13 protein-coding genes are annotated in these 12,808 nt (G+C 36.0%); all 13 read left to right on the top strand.

Annotated features, from left to right (window positions below; translation table 11 throughout):
* On the top strand, window positions 1–960 hold the full coding sequence (locus K5S59_RS03350) for a PhoH family protein (protein WP_000840507.1): 960 nt from the start codon (window positions 1–3) through the stop codon (window positions 958–960).
* Between the two features lie 193 nt (window positions 961–1,153).
* Window positions 1,154–3,298 (top strand): HD family phosphohydrolase, encoded by a 2,145-nt coding sequence (locus K5S59_RS03355; protein WP_000942638.1) that lies wholly within the window; start codon window positions 1,154–1,156, stop codon window positions 3,296–3,298.
* Entirely contained in the window at window positions 3,295–3,765 is a 471-nt protein-coding gene (ybeY, locus tag K5S59_RS03360; RefSeq protein ID WP_000054696.1) for an rRNA maturation RNase YbeY, read from the top strand. Before K5S59_RS03355 ends, ybeY begins: the two co-directional genes overlap by 4 nt.
* Window positions 3,762–4,115, top strand: a complete 354-nt coding sequence (locus K5S59_RS03365) for a diacylglycerol kinase family protein (RefSeq protein WP_000715483.1) — start codon at window positions 3,762–3,764, stop codon at window positions 4,113–4,115. Before ybeY ends, K5S59_RS03365 begins: the two co-directional genes overlap by 4 nt.
* 99 nt (window positions 4,116–4,214) lie before the next feature.
* The gene (locus tag K5S59_RS03370) at window positions 4,215–4,613 is read left to right on the top strand and encodes a cytidine deaminase (protein ID WP_001086294.1); all 399 of its coding nucleotides are present in this window, start codon (window positions 4,215–4,217) and stop codon (window positions 4,611–4,613) included.
* The gene (gene era / locus K5S59_RS03375) at window positions 4,606–5,511 is read left to right on the top strand and encodes a GTPase Era (RefSeq protein WP_001080235.1); all 906 of its coding nucleotides are present in this window, start codon (window positions 4,606–4,608) and stop codon (window positions 5,509–5,511) included. Before K5S59_RS03370 ends, era begins: the two co-directional genes overlap by 8 nt.
* Before the next feature lie 176 nt (window positions 5,512–5,687).
* A complete protein-coding gene (locus K5S59_RS03380) occupies window positions 5,688–5,831 on the top strand; it encodes a YqzL family protein (protein WP_000883924.1) in 144 nt (47 codons plus the stop codon).
* 33 nt (window positions 5,832–5,864) lie between these two features.
* The gene (gene recO / locus K5S59_RS03385) at window positions 5,865–6,611 is read left to right on the top strand and encodes a DNA repair protein RecO (protein WP_000487012.1); all 747 of its coding nucleotides are present in this window, start codon (window positions 5,865–5,867) and stop codon (window positions 6,609–6,611) included.
* A gap of 107 nt (window positions 6,612–6,718) precedes the next feature.
* Window positions 6,719–7,351, top strand: a complete 633-nt coding sequence (gene ccpN / locus K5S59_RS03390; protein WP_000583755.1) for a transcriptional regulator CcpN — start codon at window positions 6,719–6,721, stop codon at window positions 7,349–7,351.
* 29 nt (window positions 7,352–7,380) lie between these two features.
* A complete protein-coding gene (locus K5S59_RS03395; RefSeq protein ID WP_000368939.1) occupies window positions 7,381–8,193 on the top strand; it encodes a pyruvate, water dikinase regulatory protein in 813 nt (270 codons plus the stop codon).
* 851 nt (window positions 8,194–9,044) lie between these two features.
* Window positions 9,045–10,841, top strand: a complete 1,797-nt coding sequence (gene dnaG, locus K5S59_RS03400) for a DNA primase (protein ID WP_000528226.1) — start codon at window positions 9,045–9,047, stop codon at window positions 10,839–10,841.
* A gap of 59 nt (window positions 10,842–10,900) precedes the next feature.
* On the top strand, window positions 10,901–12,028 hold the full coding sequence (gene rpoD / locus K5S59_RS03405; RefSeq protein ID WP_000764063.1) for an RNA polymerase sigma factor RpoD: 1,128 nt from the start codon (window positions 10,901–10,903) through the stop codon (window positions 12,026–12,028).
* 385 nt (window positions 12,029–12,413) lie between these two features.
* Window positions 12,414–12,770 carry a cytochrome c550 gene (gene cccA, locus K5S59_RS03410; RefSeq protein ID WP_120450874.1) on the top strand — a complete coding sequence of 119 codons (357 nt, stop codon included), beginning with the start codon at window positions 12,414–12,416 and terminating at the stop codon, window positions 12,768–12,770.
* Window positions 12,771–12,808 lie beyond the last annotated feature (38 nt).

Consider the following 12,808-nt stretch of genomic DNA (forward strand, 5'->3'; position numbering starts at 1 on the left):
ATGGCAGAACAATTAGTAGAAATGAACCAACAATTGGAAAATACTAACGAAGCAATCGCTCTTTTTGGAGTCAATGATGCTCATTTGAAAGTAATTGAACGGGAACTGAATGTATCGATTATAACTAGAGGTGAAACTGTTCATGCATCTGGAGCAGTTGAAACTGTCACGCTCGTAGAAAAAATCTTACAGCAATTACTTGTTGTTATTCGAAAAGGTGTATCAATTACAGAAAGAGATGTTGCGTATGCAATTCAGCTCGCACAACAAGGAAATATTGCTCAATTTGAAGAGTTATATGAAGAAGAAATCTTTAAAACGGCAAAAGGTAAATCCATTCGTGTAAAAACAATGGGGCAAAGAAGATATATTCATGCAATGAAGAAGAATGATGTTGTATTTGGAATAGGACCTGCTGGGACTGGGAAAACATACTTAGCTGTAGTAATGGCTGTAAGAGCTTTAAAGCAAGGGTATGTAAAGAAAATCATTTTAACGAGACCGGCTGTAGAAGCTGGAGAAAGTTTAGGGTTTTTACCAGGTGATTTGAAAGAGAAAGTAGATCCATATTTACGTCCATTGTATGATGCGTTGCACGATATTCTTGGACAAGAATATACACAGCGTATGATGGAGCGAGGTGTAATTGAAATCGCGCCTCTAGCTTATATGAGAGGGCGTACGCTCGATGATTCATTTGTTATTTTAGATGAAGCGCAAAATACAACGGGTGCACAAATAAAAATGTTTTTAACTAGATTAGGTTTTAGTTCTAAAATGGTTATTACGGGAGACCCTTCACAAGTAGACTTACCAAAAGGGGTAAAATCAGGGCTTTCGCTAGCTTCTAACATTTTATCTGGTGTATCAGGTCTTTCGTTCATTACATTAGAACAAACGGACGTTGTGAGACATCCGCTGGTGCAACGTATTATTGAGGCATATGATAAAATGGAATGATCCTATTTGTCAGGATCATTTCTTTTTGTATTAAGGTTGGCGAACGGCATATTTTTTACTATCATAAAAGATAAGAGAAATAAACTATAGGTACTGGTGTATCAAAATGTTACCTAAAAGTATTGTTGGCTAGAAGAAATGAAAGCTATAAATAGTTTCACTTTATTTCTGGAGAGGAGAAGGTATTGAAATCATGTTAAGAGCTCAAGAAATTTCTAAGTGGTTTCGTAATTTACAACATTCGAAAAAACTAAGTTGGATTTCTTACGTTTTGTTAGGAGCAGTGCTGTTTTTTGCACTTATGAATAATGTAAAACCAGAGCAATTAGATGTTGATATGTATTCTATTGCGAAAAAAACAATTCATTCTCCTATTAAAATTGAAGATAAGGTTATAACGGACAGAAAAAAACAAGAGGCCGCTCAAAAAGTTGGGGATCAATATACATATAGAAGTGAATATAAACAAAATAGAGTAGATATTGTAAATGATGTTTTTGCTAAGGTAAATGAAGTGATTCAAGAGATGAAAGCTGCTGGACCTGAAGAGCAAAAAAAGATGACCGATGCAAATAAATTAGAAAAGTTGAAGAAGAAGTTACCATCTAATTTAACAAAAGAATTATCTGATGAGAATTTATTATACTTTATTAATGCAGAACCGGATCAATTAGAATTAGCAAAGAACGCGGCTCTAACATCTGTTAGTGTTATTATGGGTGGAAATATTAAAATGTCCGAAGAAATAGCAGCAAAAGAGCGATTTGTTAATGAAATGAAAAGCCTCAATGTGAATAGTGGATTGAAGGAAGCTGTGAATGCGCTAGGATCATATGCGATTACAGCCAATTATTTTTATGATCCGGCTGTAACGAAAGAGAAGAAGAAAGCGGAAGAAGATCTAGTTCCACCTGTTTATATTCTTCAAGGACAAGTTATTGTTAGAGAAGGTGAAACAATTTCAAGTGATATGTATAATCAGTTGAAATTAGTCGGTTTATTAGAGAAAGGTAATAGTTTTCAGCCTTATGTTGGATTAGCGGTGCTCATTGGTGTGTTACTGTACTTTATGCATAAGCAGTTTGAAGTATTTTTACAGCGTAAAAGAGAAGACAGACCGTACATTTTAGCGTATATTACAATATTGTCTATCACGATTGTTTTAATGAAAATTATTAGTTTGTTTCAAAAGCTTGAATATGCAGGAATTGCGTATGTTGTCCCTGTTGCGATGGGAACAATACTTGTAAAACTAATGATTGGTGATCGATTTGTATTTTTAACAAGTATGATCTTTTCTGTGTGCGGAAGTATTATGTTTAATGAAGGGGTAACAAGTACACTGAATTATAGTGTAGGTATTTATGTGTTACTTAGTTCATTGTCTGTGAGTATTTTCTTACGAGAAAAAAATCGTCGTACGATGATTTTGCAAGCTGGTATACTCGTTTCTATCTTAAATGTAGTCGTCTTGGCGGCGTTATTATTATTACGTAATGGGAATTTTTCACCTCTTGAAATTGGTACGCAATTATTGATGGCTTCCGTTTCTGGAATTATCTCATCTGTTTTAGCTATGGGAATATTACCATATTTAGAAAGTGGACTTGGAATTGTATCAAGCATGAAGCTTATGGAGCTATCAAGTCCGAATCATCCGCTTTTGCGTAGAATTTTGTTAGAAGCGCCAGGAACATATCACCACAGTGTAATGGTAGCGAATCTTTCTGAGGCAGCTTGTGAAGCGGTTGGAGCAAATGGTGTGTTAGCACGTGTAGGGGCGTATTATCATGATGTAGGAAAAACAGTACAACCGCAATTCTTTATTGAAAACCAGATGGGAATTGAAAATCCACATGATAAATTAGATCCTGTGACGAGTAAAGATATTATCATTGCTCATGTAACAGATGGAGTCAGAATGCTCGAAGAATACCATATTCCGCAAGAAATTATCGATATTGCGGGACAACACCATGGTACAACATTACTTAAATATTTTTATTATAAGGCGATTAAAGAAGATAAAGAAAAATATACAGAAGAGATGTTCCGCTATCCGGGATCAAAAGCAACTTCTAAAGAGTCGGCAATTGTTGGTATTGCTGATAGTGTTGAGGCGGCGGTACGTTCTATGAATCACCCAACGCCAGATCAAATAAATAATTTAGTACAAAGTATTATTAAAGATCGCTTGCAAGATGGGCAATTTAGTGAATGTGATTTGACGTTTAAGGAACTACAAATCGTTGGAAAAACGTTATGTGAAACGTTAAATGGTATTTTCCATTCGCGTATTACATATCCGGAACTACCGGAAGAGAAGGAGAAAGAATGAGTTTATTAATTGATTTCATTGATGAAACAGAATATGTGAAAGAAGAATATGTGAATTTAATTCGTGAGATATTAGAAAAAGCAGCTCAAATGGAAAAAATAGAAGATGGTGCGGAGTTATCAGTGACATTTGTAGATAACGAACGCATTCGCGAGATTAATCGTGATTACCGAGATAAGGATCAGCCTACGGATGTCATTTCCTTTGCTATGGAAGAAATGGGAGAAGGAGAAATGGAGATTGTAGGTGCAGAGATGCCTCGTATGTTAGGTGACCTTATTATTTCTATTCCGAGAGCGAAAGAACAAGCTGAAGAGTATGGACATTCTTTTGATCGTGAACTTGGCTTTTTAGCGTTACATGGCTTTTTACATTTACTTGGTTATGACCACATGACAGAAGAGGATGAAAAAGAAATGTTTGGAAGACAAAAAGAAATTTTAGAGGCATTTGGATTAGGTCGATGAAAAAAGGAAAACTTATAAATAGTTTTGGATATGCTATAGCAGGTATATTCTTTTGTCTTCGTCATGAACGAAATATGAAAATTCATTATTTAGCCGCAGTCATTGTTATATGCTGCGGCTTTTATTTCCATATTACGAAAGTAGAGTGGATGGTATTACTTATTGTAATAGGAATTGTAATGAGTTTAGAGATGGTAAATACGGCTGTGGAAAAAACAGTAGATTTAGCGACTACCGATATACATCCTTTTGCGAAAATTGCAAAGGATGTCGCAGCTGGAGCGGTTTTATTGTTTGCGATAATAGCCGTTATAATTGGTGCTATTATCTTTTTACCGTATGTGGTATAGTTGCATTCCAAAGCTTTTATTAAGCTTTGGAAGTGCCGTAAAGGCCTTTAATCAGAGAGTGTATCTATTCACAGCTGTGGACAGGAAGGATGCGGGAATATGAATAGTAAACAATTAATTCAAGAAGCAATCGAAGCGCGTAAACAAGCGTACGTACCATATTCTAAATTTCAAGTAGGTGCAGCATTATTAACACAGGATGGAAAAGTATATCGTGGATGTAATGTTGAGAATGCATCATATGGCTTATGTAACTGTGCAGAAAGAACAGCTTTATTTAAGGCGGTTTCTGAAGGAGATAAAGAGTTTGTAGCTATCGCGATTGTGGCGGATACAAAGCGCCCAGTACCTCCTTGTGGAGCATGTCGACAAGTTATGGTAGAATTATGTAAACAGGATACGAAAGTATACCTATCAAATTTACATGGTGACGTTCAAGAGACGACAGTTGGAGAATTGTTGCCAGGAGCATTTTTAGCGGAGGATTTACATGAATAGAAAAGGTTATAAATCAGGTTTTGTCTCTATTATTGGCAGACCGAATGTTGGGAAATCTACATTTTTAAATCGTATTATCGGCCAGAAAATTGCCATTATGAGTGACAAGCCACAAACAACTCGTAATAAAATTCAAGGCGTATATACAGAAAATGATTCACAAGTAATTTTCATTGATACACCAGGAATACATAAACCTAAACATAAATTAGGCGATTTCATGGTGAAGATGGCTCAAACGACATTAAAAGAAGTTGATATTGTTCTGTTTATGGTCAATGCAGTTGAAGGATTTGGTCGTGGTGAAGAATTTATCATTGAGAAATTAAAAGAAACGAAACAACCAGTATTTTTAGTAATTAATAAAATCGACCAACTTCATCCAGAGCAATTATTAGAGTTAATTGATCAATACCGCAAACTACATGATTTTGCAGAAATTGTACCGATTTCTGCATTAGACGGTAATAATGTGGACGCTTTAATTGGAACAATTAAAAAGTATTTACCAGAAGGACCACAATACTACCCAGATAATCAAGTAACGGATCATCCAGAGAGATTTATTATTGCAGAGCTTATTCGTGAGAAAGTACTACATTTAACACGTGAAGAAGTGCCGCATTCTGTGGCTGTTGTTATCGATGCAATTCAAAAACGCGAAGGCGGGGCAGTTTATATCAATGCAACGATTGTTGTGGAACGTCCATCGCAAAAAGGGATTATTATCGGAAAACAAGGGAAGATGTTAAAAGAAGTTGGTAAGCGAGCTCGTTTTGATATTGAAGCATTACTTGGTTCTAAAGTATTTTTAGAAGTATGGGTAAAAGTGCAAAAAGATTGGCGTAATAAAATGTCTCAGCTTCGTGACCTTGGTTTCCGCGAAGACGAGTACTAAAATAGAGTAAAGCTGTAATCAGCGGATGTTTTGTTCATCCGCTGATTATTGGTTTTTATGAGTTTTGATAAATTAGGAAAAATTTTTCTCACATGAAAATGGACAAAATGGGTCAATTTAATAACAACAAAGGAAATTGGTTTATAGGCTACGCTTATTGAGAAAGGTGGATTCTTATGCTAGATTTTACCTGGAAGTTTTTCTCCAAAACAGGAAGCATTGAAACGTACTTGCTTTTGAAAGAAATGGAAAAAGACGTAAACGATGAGATGGATCAACATGAAGAGGAGCTAGCGCATCTAGACTCTCCAATTTCTTGACCCGTTTTGTTCAAACCTTGGATGGTGACGAACATGTTTCAAAAAGTTGAGGGCATCGTTATCCGTACGACAGATTACGGAGAAACGAACAAGATTGTTACAATATTCTCAAGAGAATTGGGTAAGGTAAGTGCAATGGCAAGAGGAGCGAAAAAACCGAAAAGTCGGTTGGCATCTGTTTCGCAACTTATGACACATGGTAATTTTCTTATTCAAATGGGATCTGGACTTGGAACTTTACAACAAGGCGAGATTATTTCAACTATGAAAGAAATTCGCGAGGATATATTTTTAACTGCTTATGCATCATTTATTGTTGAGTTAACTGATAAAGCAACAGAAGATAAAAAACATAATCCATATTTATTTGAAATGTTATATCAAACGTTGCATTATATGTGTGAGGGTGTTGATTCAGAAGTATTATCACTAATTTATCAAACGAAAATGCTTCCGGTATTAGGGATGCGCCCGTATTTTGATACATGTGCGATTTGTCATCAAGAAACAGATTTTGTCGCCTTCTCTGTTCGGGAAGGCGGTTTTCTGTGCTCACGTCATGCTGAGCAAGACCAGTATCGTATACCAGTGGGGGAAGCTGTTCATAAATTATTACGTCTTTTCTACCACTTCGATTTACATAGACTTGGCAATGTATCAGTGAAGGATAGCACAAAAAAACAAATGCGTTTAGTATTGAATACATATTATGATGAATATTGCGGGATTTATTTGAAATCAAGACGTTTCTTAGAACAACTTGATAAGTTTCAAATTTAATTTGGGGCCGTATACGGTCCTTTTTACATCCTATCTTTTTCAAATAGCATATTTAGTATATAATATTTAAGAGATAGTATAACTTTTTTCGTTGTGCACTGAAGGTGGTGATTATCATAGAGCTGAATAAACGGCAAGAACATATCATTCAGATTGTAAAAGATCACGGTCCTATTACAGGGGAGTCAATTGCTGCGCAATTAGGATTAACACGTGCAACGCTAAGACCAGACTTAGCAATTTTAACGATGGCTGGTTATTTAGAAGCGCGTCCACGCGTAGGTTATTTTTATACGGGTAAAACTGGGGGGCAGCTATTATCTGAAGCTGTTAAGAAAATTAAAGTACAAGATTATCAATCTAGACCGGCTGTAATTGATAAAAATGTATCAGTATACGATGCGATTTGTACGATGTTTTTAGAGGACGTAGGTACATTATTTGTTGTAGATCAATCGACTCTATTAGTTGGTGTTGTATCTCGTAAAGATTTATTACGAGCTAGCCTAGGAAAGCAGGATTTAACCTCTCTTCCGGTTAATATTATCATGACAAGGATGCCAAACATTGCGATGTGTCGTAGAGAAGATTCTTTATATGATATTGCGATGGAATTAATAGAAAGACAGATTGATGCGATGCCAGTTGTAAAAGATACGAAACAAGGTTTAGAAGTGATTGGACGAATTACAAAAACAAATATTACACGTGCGTTTGTAAACTTAGTAAATAACGAATAAGTGTAATTTGTTTAAAGTGAGGTAATGTAATGGATAATAAAATCGTATATGTCGTGTCTGACTCTGTTGGAGAAACGGCTGATTTGGTTGTTCGAGCGGCGATGGGGCAATTCCCATTCGCTCCTGATATTAGACGTGTACCGTATGTAGAAGATACAGGGACATTAAAAGAAGTGATTTCAATTGCTAAGAGCAATCAAGCGCTTATTTGTTTCACGTTAGTAAAGCCTGACATGCGCCAGTATTTAGTGACAGAAGCCGCGAAAGAAGGCGTAGAGGCATATGATATTATCGGTCCTCTTATCGATCAAATTGAAGAAATTACAGGGCAAGTACCAAGATATGAGCCGGGTGTTGTTCGTAGATTAGATGAAGAATACTTTAAAAAGATTGAAGCGATTGAGTTTGCTGTAAAGTATGATGATGGTAGAGACGCACGTGGTATTTTAAAAGCAGATATCGTGTTGATTGGGATTTCACGTACATCAAAAACACCACTTTCTCAATATTTAGCTCATAACAAACGTTTGAAAGTTGCCAATGTACCGCTCGTACCAGAAGTAGATCCACCTGAAGAATTATATCAAGTGGCTAAAGAAAAATGCTTCGGCTTGAAAATTACGCCAGATAAGTTGAATCATATTCGAAAAGAGCGATTGAAATCACTTGGATTAAGTGACGGTGCAACATATGCCAATATTAATCGTATTAAAGAAGAAATTGATCACTTTGAGAATGTAGTCGGTAAAATAGATTGTCAAGTAATTGATGTATCGAATAAAGCGATTGAAGAAACAGCTAACATTATTGTGAATGCAGTGCAAAACCAAAAATTGTTTTAGCACATTTACCAAAGGTGAATGTGCTTTTTTCGCTCATGAAAAACACAATGCCTGTTGATTTCGTAATAGATTATAGCGGAGTGGTTATACTTATATTCTTCTGTCTTTTTATTATGCTAAAGGCAGGGTTTCGTTATCCTGAAATAGAAGATGAAAAAATAAAGGGATATGTAGCGCAGTTGAAGAAAATATATTATAATAAAAAATTGTGATAAAAACCTATATTTTACGTTTAGACTTTAATTTTTCAGAATAAACTAGGGATAGGATTTACGAAAAGACATGTAATTACGTTAAATCGACAAAATCTATACAAGAAAACGCACATTATGGAAGGATTCGCAGAAGGGATGTAGAATACAGAAATATGCAAAACATCAATATCGTATTAGTTGATGCAGATGCATATCCTGTGAATGCTGAAAATTGTGCAAGTTGGAACGAAAGTTCATGTCGAAATTTTGCTTGTCACATCATATGCTCATCGTTTAAGGAAGTAGCAAGAAAAATTGGATCTATGTAGATGCTGAATAGGCTAAAGTTGATTTTTTATATGTATCAACATGCAAAAAACAGATCTCGTGATCACATAGGATATGGTGCTTGCTAGTCTTCTTATAAAAAAAGTGTATATGTATTGTCTCCAGGAGGTACATTTGTAACAGGTGAGCAAATGGATACAATTTTATATAGTAGGTACGTGTCTGCGAAATTACGCAGAAAAGGGCCTGCAAAATCGTTTGATAACGTGATCGACAACACTTTCTAATAAGTTTAGAAAAAATATTGTCGAATTATAAAGGAATTTTTTAATTTATATCGAATACAAAATACGACACGGAGATGGATTTATGGGGAACAGAATTCCCGAAGAAGTTGTTGAACAGATTCGGACGTCATCGGATATTGTAGAAGTGATTGGTGAATACGTTCAACTTAGAAAACAGGGACGTAACTATTTCGGCCTTTGTCCATTTCATGGTGAGAATTCTCCTTCATTCTCTGTTTCATCGGATAAGCAAATTTTTCATTGCTTCGGATGTGGAGAAGGTGGAAATGTATTTTCCTTTCTAATGAAAATGGAAGGATTGGCTTTTACTGAAGCTGTTCAAAAGCTAGGTGAAAGAAATGGAATTGCGGTTGCAGAGTATACATCAGGGCAAGGACAACAAGAGGACATATCTGATGACACTGTCATCATGCAACAGGCTCATGAACTTTTGAAAAAGTATTATCATCATTTATTAGTAAATACAGAAGAAGGAAATGAAGCACTTTCGTATTTGTTACAACGTGGTATTACGAAAGAGATGATTGAGAAGTTTGAAATTGGTTATGCGTCACCTGCTTGGGATGCAGCAACGAAAATTTTACAAAAAAGAGGTTTATCGCTGTCTAGTATGGAACAAGCTGGTCTTCTCATAAGAAGCGAGAAGGATGGTAGTCATTATGATCGCTTCCGTGGAAGGGTTATGTTTCCAATCTATACGTTACAAGGTAAAGTGATAGCGTTTAGTGGAAGGGCGCTAGGAGATGATACTCCGAAATATTTAAATAGCCCTGAAACACCAATTTTTCATAAAAGTAAATTGTTGTATAACTTCCACCAAGCGAGGCCGTTTATTAGAAAACGTGGGCAAGTGGTCCTTTTTGAAGGGTATGCCGACGTACTAGCTGCGGTAAAAAGTGGTGTGGAAGAAGCTGTTGCGACAATGGGAACAGCTTTAACTGAAGAACAAGCAAAACTTCTGCGACGTAACGTTGAAACTGTTGTTCTTTGCTATGATGGTGATAAAGCAGGGCGAGAAGCAACGATGAAAGCAGGGCAATTATTGCTAAAAGTTGGTTGCCAAGTGAAAGTTACATCCTTGCCAGATAAGCTTGACCCTGATGAATATGTGCAACAATATGGGACAACTGCTTTTGAAAATCTTGTGAAATCAAGTATAAGTTTTGTTGGTTTTAAAATAAATTATTTGCGTTTAGGGAAAAATTTGCAAGATGAGTCTGGCAAAGAAGAATATGTGAAAAGTGTTTTAAAAGAGTTATCGTTGCTACAGGATGCGATGCAGGCAGAATCATATTTGAAGTCATTATCGCAAGAATTTTCGTATTCAATGGAAACACTTTTGAATCAATTGCACCAATATCGCAAAGAACAAAAGGTACAGCAAAAACAAGTAAAGCAGGTTTCTAAGCCGTCTCAAATTGTTCAAACAAAACCGAAGTTAACAGGTTTTGAAAGGGCAGAAAGAGAAATTATTTACCATATGTTGCAAAGTCCAGAAGTGGCTGTTCGTATGGAATCCCACATAGAAGATTTTCACACAGAAGAACATAAAGGGATTTTATATGAACTATACGCATATTATGAAAAGGGAAATGAACCTTCAGTCGGAACATTTTTAAGTTGGCTCTCTGATGAGAAGTTGAAAAATATTATCACTGATATTTCGACGGATGAATTTATTAATCCAGAATACACAGAAGAAGTGTTACAAGGCCATTTGGAGACGCTTAGACGTCATCAAGAAAAACTTGAAAAGACGGAAATCATCTTTAAGATAAAACAAATGGAAAAAACAGATCCTGTAGAGGCTGCTAAATATTATGTAGCATATTTACAAAATCAAAAAGCGAGAAAATAGCTTTTTTGATAAATTTTTAGTATAATGAATGTTTGTATCTCGCGTAAGGAGGGGAACAGATGGCTGACAAACCAGCTCGTTCTAAACAAATTGAAACTGAAATGACCCTTGAGCAAGTGAAAGAACAACTCACTGAGCTCGGAAAAAAACGTGGCGTTCTTACATATGAAGAGATTGCAGAACGCATGAATGGATTTGAAATAGAATCCGATCAAATGGATGAATACTATGAATATTTAGGTGAACAAGGGATTGACTTAGTTGGTGACAATGACAACGAAGAAGGTCCTAATAATCGCCAAATTTCAAAAACAGAAGAAGAATTCGACCTTAATGATTTAAGTGTACCACCTGGGGTTAAAATCAATGATCCTGTTCGTATGTATTTAAAAGAAATTGGTCGTGTAGATTTACTATCTGCAGAAGAAGAAATTCGACTTGCAACGCGTATTGAAGATGGCGATGAAGAAGCGAAACGTCGTCTTGCAGAAGCAAACTTACGTCTTGTAGTAAGTATTGCAAAGCGCTACGTGGGCCGTGGTATGCTTTTCTTAGACTTAATCCAAGAAGGGAATATGGGTCTAATTAAAGCGGTTGAAAAGTTCGATTATCGTAAAGGTTTCAAATTTAGTACGTATGCAACTTGGTGGATTCGCCAAGCGATTACACGTGCGATTGCAGACCAAGCACGAACAATTCGTATCCCAGTTCATATGGTTGAAACGATTAATAAGTTAATTCGTGTGCAACGTCAATTATTACAGGATTTAGGACGCGAACCATCTCCTGAAGAGATTGGTGAAGAAATGGATCTTGCTCCAGAAAAAGTACGCGAAATCTTAAAAATTGCACAGGAGCCAGTTTCTCTTGAAACACCGATTGGTGAAGAAGATGACTCCCATTTAGGTGATTTCATTGAAGACCAAGAAGCAACATCGCCTGCGGACCATGCAGCGTATGAATTGCTAAAAGAACAATTAGAAGATGTGTTAGATACACTAACAGATCGTGAAGAAAATGTTCTACGTCTTCGTTTTGGTTTAGATGATGGACGAACTCGTACGCTTGAAGAAGTTGGGAAAGTATTCGGCGTAACGAGAGAACGTATCCGTCAAATTGAAGCAAAAGCACTTCGTAAATTAAGACATCCAAGCCGTAGTAAGCGTCTTAAGGATTTCTTAGAATAGGTTCTTTTTAAGTTTACTTCACCTTTGTGAAGTAAACTTTTTTATTTTGTTAACTTTTGTTAAACTTTAGCTATCGGCAACGATTACAATTTCTTGTAATTTATTTTACAGAATTGTCTTTTGATTTGCAAATGCTCATTTTTCGATTTTTCGATTAATTTTGTTTATTCTATACAAAAATATATGTAGAAAAGTGAAAAATATGATGAGAAACGTTAATAATTATCGAAATAATAAGCGATATAACAATAAAAAACAATAAACTGAATTTATGGAATATTTTTAACGATTAGTAGTTTACTCTTTTCTGATAGAGTGTTTTCAAGTACAATGGAAATGACTGAATCATCTAACTATTTAGGGGTATAGAGGGGGGAGAAGAGATATGAAACGTAATCCGCTGATTCCGTTCGCTCTTATTGCAGCATTAGGTATTATCGTTATGTTTGTATTTTCATTTCAGGGGCTAAATAAATCTAAAGAGTTAGCTGATGCAAAAAATGGTGGAAAGCCAGCGCAAACAGCATCGAAGCCAGAGGATATTGTGAAGCAAAGCTGTACGAGCTGCCACGGTGACCAGTTACAAGGGGCAGTAGGGCCTAATTTACAAAAGGTTGGTGGGAAACTTTCGAAAGAAGAGATTCAAGAAGTTATTTCGAAAGGAAAAGGAAATATGCCACCAAATATAGTTCCAGCTGATCAAGCGGGTAAAGTAGCTGATTGGTTGTCGAAGAAAAAATAAAGTTCCGTATGACAAGCCTTTTGCTTATGCAAGGGGCT

It is taken from the genome of Bacillus sp. BML-BC051 (assembly GCF_019656175.1).
In the GTDB taxonomy this organism is placed as follows: Bacteria; Bacillota; Bacilli; order Bacillales; family Bacillaceae_G; genus Bacillus_A; species Bacillus_A mobilis.